Origin of the sequence: Paraflavitalea devenefica, assembly GCF_011759375.1 — a bacterium.
Lineage (GTDB): Bacteria > Bacteroidota > Bacteroidia > Chitinophagales > Chitinophagaceae > Paraflavitalea > Paraflavitalea devenefica.
The window spans coordinates 193,756-214,729 of the sequence record NZ_JAARML010000003.1 but is presented as its reverse complement, the minus strand read 5'-3'; the positions used below and the strand labels follow the sequence as shown (position 1 = coordinate 214,729).

The following is a 20,974-nucleotide window of genomic DNA, read 5'->3' as shown; positions in this document are numbered from 1 at the left end:
ACAGGGTTGGAATAATTGACTAAATTTAGTCAGCTGAGAGCACACCTAAAACCTTCCTCATGACGCTATTGATTGTATTGCTTTGCATCCTCTTACTCATATTACTGATCACCTGGGGAAAATGCAACCCCTTTCTGGCATTTTTAGTGGTATCCATTGTAGCCGCCTGGGGGCTGGGCATTCCCCTGGAACGCATCAACCAATCCATACAAAAAGGGTTAGGCGATACACTGGGTTCTTTAACCATCATCATTACACTGGGCGCCATGCTGGGAAAGCTGGTGGTGGAAAGTGGCGCCGCGCAAAAGATCACGTCAGTGCTCATGAAAGCATTTGGACCCAGGTACATTCAATGGGCCCTCATGATCACCGGTTTTGTGGCAGGCATTCCTTTGTTCTATAATGTAGGATTTGTATTGCTGGTGCCACTCATTTTTTCTGTTGTGTACCAGTATAAACTACCGGCAGTATACATAGGTTTGCCCATGCTGGCAGCCCTCTCCGTAACACATGGCTTCCTGCCACCGCACCCCTCTCCCACCGCACTGGTTGGACAGTTCAATGCCAGTCTCGGAGTAACCTTATTATACGGACTGGTGGTGGCCATCCCGGCCATTATTGTAGCGGGCCCTATATTTGCCAGCACCCTGAAAAAGATACCCTCCCAACCCTTACAAACCTTTCAGCCCAAACCTATACCCGACAATCAATTACCAGGAACGCTCAACAGCTTTTTAACCTCCCTGCTGCCGGTTATTTTACTGGCAGCCACTACCATACTGCCTTATATCATCAGCCTGGGAGATAAAGGCAATAGCCTGCTGACCTTTTTTGGCGACGCCAATATCGTGATGCTGGCAGCGCTGATCATGGCTGTTTTTACACTGGGCATAGCACAGGGCAAAAGCATAAAGACCATCATGGATATTTTTGGCGAGGCTGTCAAAGAAGTAGCATTGATCATATTGATCGTGGCAGGCGCTGGTATCCTGAAGCAGGTATTTGTAGATAGTGGCGTAAGCAATGAAATAGCTGGTTTGGTCAAAGGCTGGCGTATCCATCCACTGGTATTGGGCTGGCTCATTGCCACCATTATCCGCGTTTGCATAGGTTCGGCTACCGTGGCCGGCCTCACTACTGCTGGTATCCTTGCACCGGTTATAGCACAATTATCTGTCAACCCCAACCTCATGGTATTGTCTATTGGTGCAGGCAGCCTGATGTTCTCGCACGTTAATGATGCAGGCTTCTGGTTATTTAAAGAATACTTCAACCTCAGCATACGCGATACCATCCGCTCCTGGTCGGTCATGGAAACCATTGTAGGTATTATGGGCCTGATCGGAGTGCTGATACTGGACCTGTTTGTATAACGCCCTTTTAAAATTGGCTATCTTGCCAAAAAATACAGCATGGCACAACCAATCAGGGTAGGATTAGTGGGTTTTGGTATTTCGGCAACCGTATTTCACGCCCCTTTCTTTGTGACCTTACCGGAGTATGAACTGGTAGCCGTTCTGGAAAGAACGAAGAACGAATCGCAAAAAAAATATCCCTTTGTACGTGTAGTAAGAAGTATTGAAGAGCTGGTAGCCGATCCTTCTATAGACCTCATTGTGATCACTACGCCCAATGAAACCCATTTCCCTTATTCCAAAGCTGCCCTGCAGGCCGGCAAACACGTGGTAGTGGAAAAGCCTTTCACCAACACCACAGCTGAAGCAAAGGAATTGGTAGAATTGGCAGCAACCAGTGGTAAAATACTGAGCGTATACCAGAACCGGCGTTATGTAAGCGATTTCCTGACCATCAGGGACTTGCTGGATAAAAAACTGCTGGGGGATGTACATGAGTTTGAAGGACACTATGACCGTTACCGCGCAGAAGCCAGGCCCAATGCCTGGCGCGAAGCGGAGAAGCCCGGCAGTGGTATCCTGTACGACCTGGGCGCCCATCTCATAGACCAGGTGCTGTACCTCTTTGGTTTGCCGCAAAGCATTACAGCCGATATCCGGCAACAGCGCCCGCATGCCAAAGTGGATGATTATTTCGACCTGCGCCTGAATTATGGATTTACCAAAGTGATACTACATGCCGGTATGCTGGTGCGCGAACCGGGACCAAGGTATATGATCCATGGCACCATTGGTTCTTTTGTCAAATATGGTGAAGATCCCCAGGAGGCCAGGCTTAGGGCCGGGGCCTTGCCGGAAGGTGAAGACTGGGGACAGGAGCCGGCCGCTATTTATGGCCTGCTGCATACAGAAGTGAATGGTGAGCTGGTACGGCAACAGATACCTTCCCAGGCAGGAGATTATGGTTTATACTACAAAAACCTGTACAATACCATCGTACACCAGGCCCAGTTATTGGAAAAGCCTGAACATGGTTATAATACAGTGCGGATGATAGAGCTGGCTATAGAAAGCCATACCCGGCAATGCACCATACCCTGTTCAGGCCTGATCAATATACCCTACCGCTGATTATTACAGGCCTGCAACCATCAAGCTGCATCCCCGGATATCGCTGTTGTCCATCCGGCCCTGCACCTCAAAACTGCCGTCTTCATATACCCGCCCCACATCTTCTGTAGCGATAAATGAGCAGGAATAAATATTGGCCAGGTCTATTACATTGAGAATGCCACTACCTGTGGGGGTTACGGCAAACGGATCATCTTCTTCCCGTACCATCACCTTCATCCAGGGCGGACAATGCAAAATACCGGCCCCGGCAGCGTATGCCTGTGATAACAATTCCGTCATTCCATATTCTGCATGGATGGCCGGCAGACCGAATGCCGCCTTTAAAATATCGTGTACCTCCTGGCGGGTGATCTCTTCCCGCCGCCCCTTCATACCGCCGGTTTCCATAACGATCGTATGCTTTAGGGGCAGGGGGAATTTCTCCGCGAAATCCAGCAAGGCAAAAGTTACGCCGATCAGTATTGTTTTTTGCCCCTGCGCCTCCAGTTGCTGCAACAGCCCGTGCAGCTTTTCATGCTCATACAAATAAAACCCGCTGGCGCTATGGCCGCTCCGGCGGATCAATTCATCGACCATCACTACCAGGGAAGAATGCCGGCGTTCCAGGTAAGAAGGCAGCAGCCCGATAATGCACCAATCCTCCACAGGGCCATAAAACCGGCTGAAAGCCCGCATAAAGCTCCGTTGGTACAAACTCAGATCCTTCACATAATGCCGGCTGTTAATCGTTTGGGTGGTGCCGCTGCTTTCAAATACCGCCTGGGGTTCAAAGGCCGTGGTTTTTACCGTATGCGTCTTAAAGCACTGAATGGGCAGAAAAGGGATGCCGGCCAGCGATTGGACAGCCTTCCCAACTATTGGCAGGCTGTTTACGTATTGATTATAAACGGGGTTATGTTTATACTGAAAGTGAAACAGGTCAACAGCCAGTTCCTCAAAATGGGCGCTGTCCGTTGAAAAAATTTTATCTTCATGTTCACAAATCATATCATATTGTTAAACCACAAGCGGTTAAATTTGTACACAATCATGAAAAATATGCGTTATATAACCCTCTGTGCCGGTATTTTGTTGGCGTTGGCCTGTGGCAAAGATAAGCTGGAGACCAAACCATCCATAGAAATAAAGTCTATGAGTGGCGACATGATCCCGGTTAATGGGAACTTAGCCATTACCCTGAAATTTAATGATAAGGAAGGGGATGTGGATTCCCTCTATGTACAGAGAATACGCTTAAATAAAGAAAAAGACCCTCCCGGCGGAAGGACCCCACCAGATTTTTTCCACCTGCAGGTTCCTGAATTTCCCGAAAAATCAACCGGGGAGATCCTGTTAAACTTTGCCTACTCAGGTTACCTGGCAGATGCGATCACTCCCCGCGATGATCCAAACTCACCTACTGGCAAACTGGCCGACTCTATTGCTTTCCGGTTTGCCTTAATGGACAAAAGTGATCATACCAGTGATACGATCACTACTGCACAGATTGTGGTCATCCGCAACTAATGTCCCGGTAAACTTACCATATTGTTTCCCCCGTTGTGCCCCCTGCCTCTGCCATTTCCTGCAGATTTAATTACATTTGATGTTTTAAAGAATATATATGGCAAAAAAGGAGACTTCCGGATCAAAATCTGTTATTACCAAGGCGTCCATGCAATTCCTGAAAACCTACATCAACAATGCCTCTCCTGTAGGTTTTGAAAGCAGCGGTCAGAAATTATGGCTCGAATACCTGAAAGGATATGTTGATACTACTTTTGTTGATCCGTATGGGACAGCCGTTGGAGTGATCAATCCCAAAGCTCCTTTTAAAGTAGTCATTGAAGCCCATGCCGATGAAATAAGCTGGTTTGTCAATTATATCAATGCCGAAGGGTTATTGTACCTGAAGCGCAATGGCGGCGTAGACCATCAGATAGCCCCCGGACAAAGGGTGTTTATTCATGGTAAAAAAGGACCGGTGAAAGCTGTTTTCGGATGGCCGGCCATCCATACCCGCCTGGGCAATCCCGATGTGAAAGACCCCCAGCCCAAAGTAGATAACCTTTTCCTGGATACCGGCGCCCGCAACCGGAAAGAAGTAGAAGAGCTGGGCATACATATCGGCGCAGTGGTAACCTACCAGGATGGCTTCGACGAACTGGCCCATGATTATTACGTAGGCCGGGCTTTCGACAACCGCATTGGCGGATTTATGATTGCGGAAGTAGCCCGCTTGCTGAAAGAAAACAAGAAAACCCTCCCCTATGGCCTGTATGTAGTGAATGCAGTGCAGGAAGAGATCGGTTTACGGGGTGCAGAAATGATAGCCCGGCGTATTAAGCCCAATATTGCCATCATTACGGATGTAACCCATGATACCTATACGCCCATGATCAATAAAATGATCGAGGGGGATGTAGCCTGCGGCAAAGGCCCTTCACTGGCTTATGGTCCGGCTGTCCATAACAAATTACTGAGCCTGGTACAGGAAGTAGCGGAAGACAAGAAGATACCGGTACAATTAAGGACCGTATCCCGCAGTACCGGCACCGATACAGATTCTTTTGCCTATGCCAATGACGGCTGCCCCTCCGTACTAATCTCCATACCCCTGCGTTATATGCATACCACCGTGGAAATGCTACACAAAAGCGATATCGAACAAACCATACATCTGATGTATGAGACTTTATTAACTTTATCGCCTAAAACCAATCTTAGCTACCTATGATAATAACATCCATATTCCTATATGTCGATCCGGGCAGTGGCAGCTACCTTGTGCAAGCCATTATAGCTGCCATTTTGGGCGCATTGTTCTACTTTAAGAATATATGGTGGCGCATCAAGGCATTTTTCTTCAAACCTAAAAAGGATGAAACTGCCGGGAACGATACTGTAAATGACTAACTATATTACTCATCCCGCATCGTTTAAAGATCCTTCCGGCTTTGTATTCCAGGCCGGAGGAACCATCTACAGGCAGGTAAATCAGTCTTATGCAGCCACCTACGACAAGCTCATGAGTTCGGGATTATACCAGCAGCTTGTCAATAAAAAGCAGCTCATCCCCCATCGTGAAATAACAGAAAACCTTACCCAAAGCCCCGACTGGTATAAGACACTGCAGCCTGAAGCAATTCCCTTTATTTCCTATCCTTATGAATGGAGTTTTGAACAATTGCGGGATGCCGCCTTACTTACCCTAAGCGTGCTGCGAACAGCGCTCAGCCATGGCATGATATTAAAAGATGCTACCCCTTTTAATATCCAGTTCATGCGTGGCCGGCCGGTATTCATCGACACGCTTTCTTTTGATGTATATGATCATTCCAGGCCATGGGTAGCTTACCGGCAGTTTTGCCAGTGCTTTCTCTTCCCCTTATACCTGGAGCATTACCTGAAAAAAGACGTTCAGAAAATACTCAGCGCTTACATAGAAGGCATTCCGGTGGATGTAACGGCCCGCCTGCTGCCCTGGAAAAGCAACCTTAGCTTTGGCGTTTGGCTGCACGTATACCTGCAAAATACTGTTCAGCGTGGCAAAAAAGGAGGCAGTAACACCAATACAGTTCAGTTCCAGAAAAAAAAATTACTGGACCTCATCAGCCACCTCGAAAGCATCCTGCAGCGCTTCCCCGAAGAGCGGACTTATAAAACTACCTGGAACAACTACTACGAGGATAGCATACTAAGCCAGGATTACCTGCAACAGAAAGAAAAGATCTTCCGGGAGCTTTGTGAAGGGCTTACCATACAGCAGGCGCTGGACCTTGGGGCCAATGACGGTTATTTCTCCAAAATACTGGCGGCAGGGAATACGGCGGTTATTGCTACCGACGTAGACGGGCAATGTATCAACCGCCTGTACTGCGAGGTGAAGAAAAAGAACATTCCCAATATCCTGCCCCTGATCCTGGATATTTCCAACCCATCACCGGCTATTGGATTTCACAACAAAGAAAGAACAGCTTTCTTTGAACGCACCCATGCCGACCTGGTACTGGCGCTGGCGCTGGTACACCACCTTGTCATCGGAAAAAACATTCCCTTACCCATGCTGGCTGCCTGGTTCAGGGATATTGCCCCCCGCCTCATCATTGAGTTTGTTCCCAAAGAAGACGAAAAAGTGCAACAGATGCTCAGCAGCAGGGAGGATGTATTTGATCACTATACCCAGGCTGATTTTGAAAACGCTTTTTCTCCCTATTTTGACATACAGGCTTCCAAACCAATACCAGGTACACACAGGGTATTGTACCTGATGACAAGAAAAAATGCTTTATGATTCAGCAGTTAAAGCATAAGCCATTGTTTGTATTGCTGCTCCCTGTTTTTTTTGTGATACATGGCTATGCCGAGCATTTTGAGGTTATTGGCTTCCCCGATATTGCTTATTTACTGGGCGTTTATTGCATCATTACAACCCTTATTTGTTTGCTTTTCAGGTTTATCTTCCGCAATGACAATAAATCTGCCCTGATGACCAGCGCCCTTATGGCTGTCTATTTTTTCTATGGCGCCCTCTTCGATTTTCTGAAAACAAACGCTCCTGTAAATGGGCTGCACCGGTACAGTATATTGCTTCCATTACTTGGAATAGCTTTACTGACCTTCTTTATTTTTCTAAAAAAAACCAACCGGCTTCTCAGCCGCCTTGTGCTCTTCCTGAATATATTGTTATTGATCTATCTGGGTGTTGACCTCGTTACGGTTGGCTGGAAAGCCATGGACCTGAACAGCAATAAACACAATCATTACAGCCTCGCCCGGAATAACAACTGGCGAATTTCTGATTCCTGCAAAAAGCCCGATATCTACTTTTTCATCTTCGATGAATATGCCAGTTCCCGCTCATTAAGAGAAAAGTTCCACTTTGCCAACGACCTTGACAGTTTCCTCCTGTCCCGTCAATTTCGCCTGCAAAACAACAGCACCAGCAATTACAATTCCACCCCTTTTTCGATGGCTTCCATGCTGAATATGAAATACCTGGAAGGTATAGACAGCAGTGGAAAAGTAGGGAGAGAGGACTACCTGAACTGTAACCTGTTAATAAAAGAGAATGCAGTTACACAGTTCCTGGACATTAATGGTTATACCATCATCAACCTGTCTATTTTTGACCTGGCAGGCAATCCTGCCGGATTTCAACAATCTTTTCTTCCACTCAAAACAAAAATCATTACAGAAGGAACTTTATTTGCAAGAATATACCGTGACTTCGAATGGCTCTTCTTCGCCAATAAAACGCTTGCCGCTCTTTTCAATAAACCCGTCCATCCCTATCTTGAGCATAAGGATAATAATGAAACAATATTCCGGGAAGTAATCAAACAATCAGCTATTAAAAGCGAAAGGCCCCGGTTTATCTATGCTCACTTTTTCATGCCACATTACCCCTTCTTTTATGATCGCTTCGGTAATCCAAGAGCAGATTCTATCATATTAAAAGAAGCAAAGGGCGTTCATCCCCTAAGTTACATTGACTATATCCCGTATGTTAATAGCAGAATACGCCAACTGGTGGACACCCTGCAACAGAACACCCATTCATCTGCCGTGGTAATCCTGTTGGGGGACCATGGCTTTAGAAATGAGCGTGATAGCAGCATAAACGTTTTCAGGAACCTGAATGCTACTTATTTTCCGGGCGGAAACTATACGAAATTGTATGACAGTATGTCTACTGTAAATTATTTCAGGACTACTTTCAATACCCTGTTTAATCAGCAATTTCCCTTATTAAAAGACTCAAGCATCTATTTGAGGGACAAATAAGTTAACATTGTATATAACCATAACTCTTCTGCATGAAAAAAAGATTAGAAAATAAGCCTTATTTCATTATACTCATTGGTGTATTTTATCTGCTATCGCTTGTCAATCAGTACTACCCTATTCTGAGAGTAAGCGATCTCACGCTTCCTGTAGCCTTATTGCTTATTGCCATAAATGTTTTTCTATACATCATCTTTACTTTTATATTTCCAAAGCTGTTGAAATATGCGCTGCTGCTGTTATACCTGCAAATGGTCTACTTTTTCTATGGATCGCTGCAGGACTTTTTAAAAGACAATATCAATCTTTTATCCCGCTACCGGTACCTGCTGCCCTTATTGTTAGGCGTTGGGGTAATCATCTGGATCGCGCTAAAAAGATCATCTGCTTCCTTTGCGAAGCATTTCCGTTACCTCAACACCCTGTTTATAATACTGGTAGTCATTGAAGTGGTAAGAAGTATCACCATCACTGCTACAGATGGCCAGTCTAAGCTTTGGTTCAGTCAAAGAAAAGATCTCCGGATAAACACAGCCATCTGCGACACCTGTTTCAAACCGGATATCTATTTCGTTATATTCGATGGTTATACCGCGTCAAGAACACTGAAAGAATACTGGAACTATGACAATAATGGCCTGGATTCTTTCTTCCGGCAAAATGGTTTCTACTATGCCTGGCACTCAAGGAGCAACTACAACTCAACCCCTTACTCCATAGGGAGTATCCTCAACATGGGTTATCATGCTAAAAGGCCGAACAGGAAAATTGATGTTGTCCAGTTTTGCAAAGGAATAGAGAGCGTTCAAACAAACAGCGTGTGTAAAATACTGGAAAAGAATAACTACAAAATCATCAATCAATCCTGCTTTCCGCTGCCCAATCAGAAAGCGCCACTTACTATTACCTATCTTACCAGGAAGGAGAGAATACTGCTCGCTCAAACATTGTGGAGCCGGGCCATGGTTGATATTGGCTGGAACTTCCCGTTCCTAAACAGATCCTCTGGCCATGTTGCCGCACAAATAGCCCGTGCAAAATCAAACCGTTTACAGGTCACCAAAGCATACGATAGTCTCCTGAAAATCTCCGCGCAGCATTATCAGCAGCCGGTATTCGTGTATGCTCATTTTTTTGTGCCGCATGATCCTTACTTTTACGATAGTACTGGCAAGATTACACCAGATAGCACCTGGATCCATTCCAGGAATGCCAAGGAACGCTACCTTTCCCAGTTAAAATATACCAATACAATCATCAAAGACGTAGTAACTCATTTAAAAAAGGAAGGCAACAGGCCAAGGGTACTTATTATCCAGAGCGATCATGGTTTCCGCACCTATGGGAATGTAGCACTACGGCCGCTGGAATTTAATAACCTGAATGCTATCTATTTTCCGGATAAGGATTATGCGCAATTGTATGATTCTATTACTTCGGTAAACACCTTCCCTGTAGTATTCCGGAAGTATTTACACGCGCCCATTCCTTTATTAAAAGATTCAACCATATTTCTTATAAAATAGACGGCTAACCATTTTGTAACAATGAAAAGCATTACACAATCCGGATGAATGGACCTGTAATCATAACCTTTCTGAAAAAAAGAGCACTGCTTACTGCATGCCTCGGGAATACAGTCCTGTTCACCCTCCTGCTGCTGTTTACCTGGCCTGTATACCATACGGGGGATGACCTGAACATCATGAACCACCTCAGTGGCGGCTACCATACCTTACCTACTGAATGTTTACCCTATTTCAACAACTCGCATTATTTCCTTAGCCTTCCCCTCAACTACCTGTTCCGGCATCATCCTGCTGTTAACTGGTTTTCTGTATTACTACTATTGCTACAATACCTTTCGGGCATAGCTGTTTATTATCTTCTCTTATGCCGGAGAGATCTTGCCACAGCAACCCTGACATACCTGTCGGTATTTATTGTTTTTGGAACATGGATGTTCCTATACCTCAACATCTCCACCACCTCTACCGTATGCGGTATCGCCGGCCTTGCATTGATATGGCATTACTTTGAACAGCCGGTTAGAAAAAACGCCCTCCTTGTTAGCGGCATCCTTATCATCATAGCCGGCGCCATGACCAGGCTCCATACCCTGTTCCCCGTGCTGGCAACAGCGGCGCCTTTCTTCCTCCTCTTGCCGGGCATACGGAAAAAGGGGATGGCCATTGTCGCCATCGCCGGGACTTTTTTATTCATCTGGCTGCTTTTTAAAATCCAGTACCAGCATTACGCCTCCCATTGCCCGGAATGGGTACAGGAAGAACAATACAGGGAGGCCAAATACGCCAACATCAATTATTACAGAGATACTTCTTCCATACGGCAGGCTCCCTTCCAACTGGAAGCCGCTATGCTTAAAGAGTTAATGCTATTTGATACCAGCCTTCCAGGTGCACAAACACTCAATACCCTTGCCCGGCAAACAAGATCAGCCATGCCGGTCAAAACTTTTTTAAGTGCCGGCACCTGGTACTGGAATTTTGTTAACAACCGTCTATTCTTTTATGCCCTCCTCCTGGTATTCACCTGGTTTTATGCCGGTAGGCGGGAACGGTATGCTTCACTGGCAGCCATACTTACGGGCATTGGCATTGTTGCTTACATCCAGGCATTCAGGAAACATCCTGAATACCTGATAGCAGGCATTATCTATACCATCACTTATTTTTCCGTACTCACGGGGAAATATACTGTCTTCACCAATCCATACAAGGCAATAGCAAGAGCTTTCCTGTTGCTAACCCTCTTTGCCTGGGGGCTGATCCGCATCTATAAGATCAATCAACACAATGCCGCTTCCTTTCAGGAGTTCCGGCAAATACACCAGGAACTTAGCAGCCATCCGGATAAGCTCTTTGTAAACACCGGCGATGGAGCAGCCTTTAGTTATTTTTATTGTTTCGCAACACCGGCACACTATTCTTTTAGAAATATCCTCTTCCTTGATCATCCGGTTACTGCACGCCAGGCAGCCCTTTCGGCCGACTTTGGCATAATGGATATAAAAAAAGCGCCCCTGTATGACAATGTTTACTTCCGTGGGCCGGTGAAGCCTGTATTGACCCAATATTTTCAAAGGGTATTACAGCGCTCTGTTTACTATACTGATACCATACCCGGCTTTAAACATTCTGCCATTCGCAAACTAATTGTACGCTAACGATGTTATCCACAAATGCGAAAAAAATCAGGGCATACCCTCCGGTGATTGCAGAAACGAATCAAACCTAAGTCAGGGAAACTTGGTAATATTGCCGGAGCATTTGAGGTCAAACAAATAACCTAAAACATTATATTCGCTGTTAAAGTGTAAAAAATTAGCTATGATAAAATCCGACTGGACGCTATCCGAGGTAAAAGAGATCTATAACACCCCCCTGCTGGAGCTGGTTTATCGCGCTGCCACCATACATCGTCAATATAATGATACCGGAGAGGTGCAGGTATGTACCCTCTTATCCATCAAAACCGGGGGCTGTTCAGAGGATTGCGCCTATTGTCCGCAGGCTGCCCGTTATCATACAGATGTGAACGTACAGGCTTTAATGAAGAAAGATGAAGTGCTGGAATATGCCAAAAAGGCAAAAGAAGCCGGATCCACCCGCTTTTGTATGGGCGCTGCCTGGCGGGAAGTACGCAATAACCGCGACTTTGACAGGGTGCTGGACATGGTGAAAGGCGTAAATGAACTGGGTATGGAAGTATGTTGTACCCTGGGTATGCTTACAGAAGACCAGGCGCAGAAATTAGCCGATGCCGGTTTATATGCCTACAACCATAACCTCGACACCTCTTCAGAATACTATGGTGAGATCATCACTACCCGCACCTATGACGACCGCCTGCAAACGCTGGACAATGTACGCAAAGCCGGCGTATCTGTTTGTTGTGGCGGGATCGTAGGACTGGGAGAAACGCATGACGACCGGATTCAAATGCTGCATACCCTCGCTACCATGCCGCAACATCCGGAAAGCGTTCCGGTGAATGCCCTGGTGCCTGTAAAAGGAACACCGCTTGAGCACAATACCAAAGTGAACGTATGGGACATGGTACGTATGATTGCCACAGCCCGTATACTTATGCCCAAAGCTATGGTACGACTTAGTGCCGGCCGCACCAGCATGAGCATTGCCGATCAGAGCCTGTGCTTTATGGCCGGCGCCAATTCCATCTTCGCTGGCGACAAGCTGCTCACTACGCCCAATCCTACATTTGATGAGGACATGGCCATGTTTGATATGCTGGGCTTAAAACCAAGGGAAGCCTTTAAAGGCGAGCCAGAACAGGCTATTCATACCCATGCATTGGAAGCAGCTACTGCCTGAATAACAAGTACGCTATAAAAGCATAAAGCCTGAAGACTGCTCTTCAGGCTTTATTATGTAGTGATAAACCTTGGCTAATTAATAATATCAGCAATCTCTTTACAGAAATACTGCTGGCCTTCCATCACCAGCATAATAGCGCCGATCATCTCTTCCCCGGAGGAATTCTTCGTTACATAACCATTGCCCCCGGCCTGCATCAATGCATTGATATAAGAAAGGTCTGTATGTACAGAAATACCGATAATCTTAATATCGTTGGAGAATTCACGAATGGCCTTGGTGGCTTCAATACCGTTCATGGGGTCCATATTAATATCCATCAGCACCACATCCGGATGAAGGTTCCGGCAGGCTTCCACCGCCCGGAAGCCGTTTTCACAAATAGCAGCTACGGACAACCTGTTATCCCGGTTTAATACCAGCTTCCACGCTTCCCGCACCAGGCGGTGATCATCTACAATAACCACTTTGATCATTCAACGGATTTATTTTAATACGAACGCATGATAAAATATACAATTATCACTGCTCCGGCTTTGACAATTATCAACCCTTTCAGATTCATTGTTTCGTGCATACCAGGCAGTTACAAACATCCTGTCCCCTTCAGGGCATAGCTACTAAAATACTTGAATCCGGGCCAAATAAAGAAAATTGTGGCGTCTTTTTAAGAAAGTCAAAGAAAGTGGTTAACAAAATCTAAGGGTAAACAATTAATTACCAGTATCCTGATGCGGATTATTTACCGGCCGGCGCCGAAATAATCAGTCAGCTTAAGGGAAAGACCGAATTGGTTATAAGCAGTATTGTTCTGGTAATAGCTCCGGGCATACCTGATCTGGATCCTTTTAAACAAAGCGCCTGCACCCAAGGAAAAACCATTAATGCCATTGCCGGTATTGCCCACATTCAACTCCCTGCGCCGCAAGTGATTGTAACCCACGCTAACCTCTACTTTATCAGTGATATATAACTGCATGGACAATACGATATGACGAAATAATTTATCAAAAGTGAACTTTTTGTCCCCCATATTCTGGTCAAATCCATTTTCATTGTTGAAAGCCGTATCGCGATAAGCAATATCAAACAGGTGCAGGTGGTGGGCTGTGAGGGAGAATTGCAGGGGCGCCCTGGCCAACCTTTTGGAAATACCTGCCTGCAGGTCAAAAGGAAGATCGCCCGATGCTGTACCCGTATAAGCCTTGAGTTGGGCGCCCATATTTTTGATCACCAATGATGCCTGTATAAGCTGTGCTGTATCTGTATAGCTGAGGCCTGCATCCAATGCCAGCCCGGTAGAGCGGTATTGGCCATAATTGGAGTGAACAAACTTGATAGTAGCGCCATAAAACCAACGTTCCATATACTGACGGCTGGCCGACACCTGTACCACATAATCCGATGGCCTGAGATCACCGTATCGGTTACCAACCATGTCTGTTTCCGGTATAGAGCCATAATTGAAATAATTAACGCCTGCAGCAAAATTGGTTTTCCAGCCTTCATGTCTGAACCCCATCAGCAGGTGATAATTACGGATATCCCCATAAAAAGCATTGAAAACAAGATTGGCCTGTGTATGCATGGCCGGCCGCAACAGCGCAGGATTATGCCAGGCAAGACCTATATCAGCCGTTTGATTGGATACATTAATGCCGCCGAGCGCGGTTAATTGAGGCGTATTGGAGAGACGGAGGAAATTATAAACGGTGTTGCCACCCAGGGTTTGAGCCACCCCACAAACCTGTATCAGCAGTAACACCTGTATCAGCAATACTTTCCGCATGCAATAGATGCAAACGAAAATAGGTGATAATTCTCAAGGTTTTGTTAAAAAAAATTCCTCCATGGATATGGAGGAATTCCTTTAACCCTTAAAACAACCAACATGAAAAAATTTATAGTAATCTTGAATTTGCTTCGTTAATGATCACTATACTAATATAACAAGGGTTCAATTTCTTTGTTCATTTTACGAATCACAATTTTATTAAAATCCCATTAAAGGAAATTATACCAGCGCCAGTTCCAGCACCTGCTGCATCGTCTTCACAAAATGGAACTTCAATCCCTTGATAAAATTGGAATCTATCTCCTGGATATCTTTTTCATTCTGCCAGCAGAGGATAACCTCCTTTAGTCCTGCACGGCGGGCTGCCAATACCTTCTCCTTAATACCACCTACCGGCAATACCTGTCCCCGTAAAGTGATCTCACCTGTCATGGCCAGGTAAGGCTTTATGCGCCTGCCGGTTACAGCCGAGCAGATAGCCGACATCATCGTAATGCCCGCACTGGGTCCATCCTTGGGCACAGCGCCTTCCGGTACATGCACATGGATCGTTTTCTTTTCAAAAATGTGACTGTCAATATCCACCTTTTTGGCATTCGATTGCAGCCAGGTCAGTGCAGTGGTAGCGCTTTCCTTCATCACATTACCCAGGTTGCCGGTCAGCTTCAACTCTCCTTTGCCGTCACTAAGGCTGGTTTCCACAAACAGGATATCACCGCCTACATACGTCCAGGCCAAACCAACTGCCACACCGGGCATATTGGCCACCTTGTATATTTCATTGCTGAAGCGGGGCTTACCCAGTATCTTCTCTATATCATTGGCTGTAAGTGTACTCTTTACTTTGCCCTTAATAGCATATTCCTTTGCTTCATAGCGCATTACCGACGCCAGGTAACGGTCCAGTTCCCGTACGCCGCTCTCCCTGGTATAATCCTGGACAATCTTTTCCAGCACCTTATCACCTATCTTGAAATTGATATCCTTCAATCCATGCGCTTCTTTCTGCTTGGGCAGCAGGTGACGTTTGGCGATCTCGATCTTCTCTTCCACAGCGTAACCACTGAGGTCAATAATCTCCAGGCGGTCGCGCAATGCCGGTTGAATATTATTAATGTCATTCGCCGTGGCGATAAACAACACCTTGCTCAGATCATATTCCAGTTCGAGGTAATTATCATAAAAAGTATGGTTCTGCTCGGGGTCCAGTACTTCCAGTAAAGCGGAAGAAGGGTCGCCCCGGAAATCAGTCCCTACCTTATCAATCTCATCAAGGATCACTACAGGATTAGAAGATTTTATCTTGCGGAGCGATTGAACAATACGGCCGGGCATAGCGCCGATATACGTCTTACGGTGCCCCCTGATCTCACTTTCGTCATGCAATCCGCCCAGGCTGATGCGTACATACTTACGCTCAATAGCGCTGGCAATACTGCGCCCCAGCGAGGTTTTACCAATACCCGGAGGACCAATAAAACAAAGGATCGGGCTCTTCATATCACCCTTCAGCTTGAGTACTGCCAGGTATTCCAGGATACGTTCTTTCACCTTATTCATGCCATAATGGTCATGGTCAAGTACCTTCCTGGCTTTCTTCAGGTCATACAGGTCTTTTGTATAAATGCCCCAGGGCAGGTCAAGCATCAGGTCAAGGTGATTATATACCACCGAATAATCAGGCGTGCTGGGATGCATACGCTCCAGCTTCTCAATCCCCTTCTTGAACATCTCCCGGGCAGCTTCGGACCACTTCGTATTTTCTGCCTTGTTCTTCATCTCCCTGATCTCCCGGTCATTCGTATCGCCGCCCAATTCCTCTTTGATGCTCTTCATCTGCTGCTGCAGGAAATACTCCCGCTGCTGTTTATCCAGTTCCGTCTTCGTCTTCGTAGTCACCTTATTCTTCAGCTCTGCAAACTGCAACTCGCGTTGCAGTAACTGCATCAGCAGATCGGCCCTGGCTTCTATATTATTCATTTCCAGCAACTTTTGCTTCTCTATCAACTCCGTATTAAGATTGCTGGAAATAAAATGGATCAGGAAAGAAGGATTCTCAATATTCTTTAAAATAATAGCGGCATCTGAAGGAATATTCGGGGATAACTGGATGATCTGCGTGGCCAGGTCCTTGATATTGGACACATAAGCCTCAAAATCCTCCGGCTTATTGGCTATATCATCTTCTTCCAGTAAACTGATCTGCGCCTTGAAATAAGGGTCATCGGTAAGGATGCCGGCTATTTTAAAACGCTTTTTTCCTTGTATGATCACCGTGGTGCCCCCATCGGGCATCTTAATCAGTTTAATAATTCTCGCTACGGTACCAATATCTTCCAGGTCGCTGACAGTAGGGTCTTCCACATCACTGTCTTTTTGCGCCACTACGCCTACCAATTTGTCAGCCTTATAAGCATCATTGATCGCCTTAATGCTCTTATCGCGCCCCACCGTGATGGGTAATACCACCCCGGGAAACAACACCGTATTTCTCAGTGGCAATAGTGGCAATTCGCTTGGAATAACTACTTCAGGGCCGTTATCACCTTCATTTTCATTCAGAGGGATTATGGGGATAAAATCCATATCATCTTCGGGCTGAAACAATATCGAGGGTTCTTTTATACTACTCATACTACAGTTTATCAATGACAAAATAGCACGTCTATTCTTAAAATCCTTGGATTTTGAAGTGGAGGGTATATAGGTCAAGTTTAGTGCCAACCGGGTAGCAGGGATCAATACTGTCAGATTGAATGCCGGCTATACGGTAAGCACAAGGGGCACAGGACCTTACCGGTTCGACCAAAGATACAACCAATATAGGGTGCTATCGGGCCGGGTTAATGGACCGGCTCATCTGCTACAGGTTGCAGCGAAAAGATCTTTCCCTCCTGCAGATGCAGGTGAACAACAAGACGGGTCATAACGTCGGGCCTGGGGCAATAACCCAGGGAAATAACCATTTCCTCCTTCTTAATCATCACAATATCATACAGATAGCAGGCCAGGGCCCCGGCAGCCGGAACTTGGTAAAGGCTGGCAGGCTCCTGCGGCGAAGCGGTAAAAATGCAGGCGGTGGCATCAGCCTGCCCGCCGGTATGACGGCAAAAAACACAATACCCGGCCAGGCCATATTGCTCCAATAACAGGCGCAGGGGGATGGCAACAGGTCGCAGGGATTGCAGTACTTCCTTATTCCGTACTTCCAGCACCAGGAAAGCAGTGCCGGTATTTACGATCATGGGCAGGGCGGCAATATGATCGGGGGTAATACCCAGCGACCACAATACCTGCTCATTTTCTTTTACAGGGGCATACTCGGGGGCCTGTAGAACAGTACCCTTCTTGTCACTTTTCGTTTTCATATACTAACCTACCTTTAGTCCATGTATAATCTTATTCTCAAAAACATTGCCCGCTTCATACAACTCACGCCGGAAGAAACAGCACGCTTTACAGCGGTCCTTAAACCCCGCACCCTGCGTAAAAGGCAGTACCTGGTGCAGGCTGGTGATATATTCCGCTACGAATGCTTTGTGAACAAGGGTTCCCTCCGTACCTACCATATAGACAACAGCGGCCAGGAGCATATTGTTATGTTTGCTTTTGAAGACTGGTGGACGGGCGATATGTACAGTTTCCTGAGCGGGCAGCCCGCTTTATACCATGTAGAGGCCATGGAAGATTGTGAATTGCTTACTATTGAGAAAAGTCAACTGGAACAATTGTACACAGATATACCCAAATTTGATCGTTTCTACCGCATTTTGCTACAGAATGCCTATATAGCCATGCAGCGCCGCCTCAGTGAAAACATGAGCCTTTCCGCCGAAGAACGTTACCTCAACTTCATCAACCGGTATCCGCAATTTGAACAACGTCTTTCGCTCAAACAGATCGCTTCCTACCTGGGCATCACTCCTGAATCACTCAGTCGCATCCGCCGCCAGATAGCCGGCAAACCATAAAACCAGCCGATAAATCACAAGCCGGTCACCAATCAGTCAGCAACTACCACCCGCGGCAGCAACCCGAAACGGCTTATCCTATGTTAATGTTTTTTCTTACCACACGTCATTGGATATAGCTACCCTGTTGACGGATTTTTGCAAGATCATCAAAGATCAAAAAATCAGTTATGCAACAGCGATTATTAGCAACTACCAACAATTACAACTGGCTTATATTACGGGTATCCCTGGGAGTGGTCATGCTGGGACATGGACTTCAGAAAGCGTTCGGATGGTTTGGCGGCTATGGCTGGAACAATACCATGGGCTATTTTACCGGCACCGTGGGATTACCCGCCTGGCTCAGCGCACTCGTCATTCTCATTGAATCGTTAGGCGCTCTCCTATTGCTCATCGGTTTTGCCGGCAGGATCAATGCAGCCCTCATGGCCATCGTAATGGCGGGCGCTTTCTTTGTAGATCACCTGCCCAATGGTTTCTTCATGAACTGGTTTGGCAGCAACAAAGGAGAAGGGTATGAATTTGACATCCTCTTCTGGGCCATTGCCATCGTCATTACCATCAATGGCAGCGGGAAATTTTCGGTAGACAGGTGGCTGACTACCCGTACCGGTACAGCAACACAGCGCAAAACAATTAACAGGCCGGCAGTACAATAATATATAGCTGGTCAAAAAAGAAAGGTCTTGCCGGGTGTCCGCGCAAGACCTTTACGTTGGGTACTTTTGCATTGGGTACAAGAACCAATTACAAGATCGTTAATCCCAGGTACAACTGGAATCCCTGGTTCTTCCATTTATCCCTGTTGTCAATATCATTAATATCAGTTAAACCAACTACATAACGACCACCTACGCGCAGTGCACCCAGGTTCAGTTGAGCGCCGCCCAGCATAGAGAAATCGCCGCTTTTAAAAGCTTCTTTGGTTTCACCCAGCAGGTCTTTATCCTGGCTGGTTAAAATACCGAATTGAGGACCGGCCTGTAAAGAGAAAATTTTAACGGGCCGGTAAGTGAGCAGGATGGGAATACTGATATAATTCAGCTTACCTTCTACATCATTCTTACCACCGGGATACAGGTCATCAAAATTATCACCGGTACGGTAATTGGTTTGATTCCATAAAAGCTCTGGTTGAACACCCCATTTATTGCTAAAGTTGATTTCAGCAAAAGCTCCCAGGTTATAACCAAATTTGAATTCGTCGTTAAAGGATTTACCATCTACCTTAAAAATGTTGGCGCCTGCTTTGAAGCCAAGGTGAAAACCCTGGGCAAAGGTGACTGTGGTAAGGGCCAATGCGATTGTTAACAATGCCAGTGATTTCTTTTTCATATATGAAATTGATATTTGGTTCAATAAATATTTTCAACTTATATGCCAGCGAAACCAAATTGGTTGTTAATTCGTTGCATGGATAGTGAAGAAAGGTATAAAAATTCTATGCCTTGCCCTGATGCCTTGTTGCCTTTATGCCTTGTTGCCTTTCTTAAAAACTCACCCCGGCAGTAATAGAAAAGGCCATATTGAACTTATCATCCCCTTCGGGTAGATAATAATCAAACAATACCTGGGGCTGTACCAGTACTTTTCCTTTCATATAGCTGCCTCTTAACACCAAACTGGCCGACTGGGGTCTGAAATCAGACTTACCCGACAATTGCTGATTACTGGGCAGGGAATTAATGCGTACGGAACGGAATTGATAGGAATAAGAAGTATTGAAACCAAAATTCTGGGTGCCACTCGTCAGCATAAGCACCGGTATAAAACTAACATTATCATTTTTACCCAATACATCATACCAGTTAAAATCTTTGCGCAGGGAAACCGTCAATGAGAAATCCTGTATAGATTCCTCATTTTTGATCACCATATTACCAGGGTTTAAACCTAACCGGCGGAGTTGTGTTAACAACTTGGCCCGCAGTCGCCTCTTTATCTTTTCATAAGATGCCTTGCTCCCCCACCCATACGCAAAATTGACAGATGGCCGCAGCCACCATTTCTTATAAGAAAAATAAGCAAACAGCTCATGCTGCAAAGGCGTGAGGTAAAAACTCACGGAATCCTTATTCATGTAATGCGTATAAGAAACACCCGAAGAAAAAGATGGCCGGATCAGGTCATAGGATGGGCTGACCGAAAACTGGTACACATTCAGTGCACCCTGATCGCCTATCATAAAGCCTGTGGCAGAAAGCCCCAGTCCCGACTTATGAAAATAGCCGATAGACGGGGAAAATATAATCTTCCTTTCTGTGGATAAATACGCAGAATTCTTATTCTCAAAACTAAAAATACCGTTCCCGGCCCCTATACTGATATTCAAAAAGCTCTTAGGGGCTGTCAGGGAATCCAGGAAAAGGTCAAAATCCTTCATCAGGGAGTCCATAACAGCGGTCGTATCCCCGGAAGCAAATAAAGAATCCAGCGTTCCCTTTTGGGAAAACGACAGCTTTTGTAGCATAATAAACAGAACCACAAAGGAAACTTTCTTCATTTATTAGCATTTATGCCCGTAAACATTCACGTGGCAGCAGAGATAACGCAATTTGGATTAAAAAAATTATTAATGGTTTAATCATTGGC

Annotated in this window: 19 protein-coding genes; 12 read left to right on the top strand and 7 right to left on the bottom strand. The window is 45.8% G+C overall.

The genetic code is table 11. The annotated features are described in order from the left end of the window. The first annotated feature begins 59 nt into the window (after nt 1-59). Nucleotides 60-1,373: a gluconate:H+ symporter gene (locus tag HB364_RS19355; protein WP_167289945.1), complete on the top strand. Its 1,314-nt coding sequence runs from the start codon at nt 60-62 to the stop codon at nt 1,371-1,373. Nucleotides 1,374-1,412: 39 nt separating this feature from the next. Further along, nucleotides 1,413-2,486 (top strand): oxidoreductase, encoded by a 1,074-nt coding sequence (locus HB364_RS19350; protein WP_167289944.1) that lies wholly within the window; start codon nt 1,413-1,415, stop codon nt 2,484-2,486. A gap of 3 nt (nt 2,487-2,489) precedes the next feature. Here the strand turns inward: HB364_RS19350 and HB364_RS19345 are convergent, their stop codons facing one another. After that, entirely contained in the window at nt 2,490-3,476 is a 987-nt protein-coding gene (locus tag HB364_RS19345; protein WP_167289943.1) for a LuxE/PaaK family acyltransferase, read from the bottom strand. Nucleotides 3,477-3,527: 51 nt separating this feature from the next. On the opposite strand from HB364_RS19345, the gene HB364_RS19340 reads away from it, so the two are divergent. The 8 genes from HB364_RS19340 (at nt 3,528) to bioB (ending at nt 12,610) form a co-directional block, all read left to right on the top strand. Next, nucleotides 3,528-3,995, top strand: coding sequence for a hypothetical protein (locus HB364_RS19340; RefSeq protein WP_167289942.1), 468 nt, complete (start codon nt 3,528-3,530; stop codon nt 3,993-3,995). A gap of 97 nt (nt 3,996-4,092) precedes the next feature. Further along, the gene (locus HB364_RS19335; protein WP_167289941.1) at nt 4,093-5,205 is read left to right on the top strand and encodes a M42 family metallopeptidase; all 1,113 of its coding nucleotides are present in this window, start codon (nt 4,093-4,095) and stop codon (nt 5,203-5,205) included. Further along, nucleotides 5,202-5,384 carry a hypothetical protein gene (locus tag HB364_RS19330; RefSeq protein WP_167289940.1) on the top strand — a complete coding sequence of 61 codons (183 nt, stop codon included), beginning with the start codon at nt 5,202-5,204 and terminating at the stop codon, nt 5,382-5,384. The genes HB364_RS19335 and HB364_RS19330 overlap by 4 nt, the downstream gene beginning before the upstream one ends. After that, nucleotides 5,377-6,762, top strand: a complete 1,386-nt coding sequence (locus HB364_RS19325; protein ID WP_167289939.1) for an SAM-dependent methyltransferase — start codon at nt 5,377-5,379, stop codon at nt 6,760-6,762. Before HB364_RS19330 ends, HB364_RS19325 begins: the two co-directional genes overlap by 8 nt. Further along, on the top strand, nt 6,759-8,255 hold the full coding sequence (locus HB364_RS19320; RefSeq protein WP_167289938.1) for a sulfatase-like hydrolase/transferase: 1,497 nt from the start codon (nt 6,759-6,761) through the stop codon (nt 8,253-8,255). Before HB364_RS19325 ends, HB364_RS19320 begins: the two co-directional genes overlap by 4 nt. A gap of 32 nt (nt 8,256-8,287) precedes the next feature. Further along, nucleotides 8,288-9,781: a sulfatase-like hydrolase/transferase gene (locus HB364_RS19315; protein ID WP_167289937.1), complete on the top strand. Its 1,494-nt coding sequence runs from the start codon at nt 8,288-8,290 to the stop codon at nt 9,779-9,781. A gap of 44 nt (nt 9,782-9,825) precedes the next feature. Then, nucleotides 9,826-11,442, top strand: a complete 1,617-nt coding sequence (locus HB364_RS19310; RefSeq protein ID WP_167289936.1) for a hypothetical protein — start codon at nt 9,826-9,828, stop codon at nt 11,440-11,442. A gap of 163 nt (nt 11,443-11,605) precedes the next feature. Further along, nucleotides 11,606-12,610 carry a biotin synthase BioB gene (gene bioB, locus HB364_RS19305; protein ID WP_167289935.1) on the top strand — a complete coding sequence of 335 codons (1,005 nt, stop codon included), beginning with the start codon at nt 11,606-11,608 and terminating at the stop codon, nt 12,608-12,610. 74 nt (nt 12,611-12,684) lie between these two features. Here the strand turns inward: bioB and HB364_RS19300 are convergent, their stop codons facing one another. The 4 genes from HB364_RS19300 to HB364_RS19285 form a co-directional block, all read right to left on the bottom strand. Continuing rightward, complete coding sequence (locus HB364_RS19300) at nt 12,685-13,089, bottom strand: response regulator (protein WP_167289934.1); 405 nt, start codon at nt 13,087-13,089, stop codon at nt 12,685-12,687. A gap of 266 nt (nt 13,090-13,355) precedes the next feature. After that, nucleotides 13,356-14,402, bottom strand: coding sequence for a type IX secretion system protein PorQ (porQ, locus tag HB364_RS19295; protein WP_167289933.1), 1,047 nt, complete (start codon nt 14,400-14,402; stop codon nt 13,356-13,358). A gap of 225 nt (nt 14,403-14,627) precedes the next feature. Continuing rightward, a complete protein-coding gene (lon, locus tag HB364_RS19290; protein ID WP_167289932.1) occupies nt 14,628-17,042 on the bottom strand; it encodes an endopeptidase La in 2,415 nt (804 codons plus the stop codon). A 209-nt stretch (nt 17,043-17,251) separates the two neighbouring features. Continuing rightward, nucleotides 17,252-17,776: a PhzF family phenazine biosynthesis protein gene (locus HB364_RS19285; RefSeq protein WP_167289931.1), complete on the bottom strand. Its 525-nt coding sequence runs from the start codon at nt 17,774-17,776 to the stop codon at nt 17,252-17,254. 21 nt (nt 17,777-17,797) lie between these two features. On the opposite strand from HB364_RS19285, the gene HB364_RS19280 reads away from it, so the two are divergent. Both HB364_RS19280 and HB364_RS19275 read left to right on the top strand, forming a co-directional pair. Next, a complete protein-coding gene (locus HB364_RS19280) occupies nt 17,798-18,379 on the top strand; it encodes a Crp/Fnr family transcriptional regulator (protein ID WP_167289930.1) in 582 nt (193 codons plus the stop codon). Nucleotides 18,380-18,549: 170 nt separating this feature from the next. After that, nucleotides 18,550-19,041 carry a DoxX family protein gene (locus HB364_RS19275; protein ID WP_167289929.1) on the top strand — a complete coding sequence of 164 codons (492 nt, stop codon included), beginning with the start codon at nt 18,550-18,552 and terminating at the stop codon, nt 19,039-19,041. A gap of 88 nt (nt 19,042-19,129) precedes the next feature. On the opposite strand, the gene HB364_RS19270 is transcribed toward HB364_RS19275, so the two are convergent. Next, nucleotides 19,130-19,717 (bottom strand): porin family protein, encoded by a 588-nt coding sequence (locus HB364_RS19270; RefSeq protein ID WP_167289928.1) that lies wholly within the window; start codon nt 19,715-19,717, stop codon nt 19,130-19,132. Between the two features lie 154 nt (nt 19,718-19,871). Then, a complete protein-coding gene (locus tag HB364_RS19265) occupies nt 19,872-20,885 on the bottom strand; it encodes a hypothetical protein (protein WP_167289927.1) in 1,014 nt (337 codons plus the stop codon). Nucleotides 20,886-20,974 lie beyond the last annotated feature (89 nt).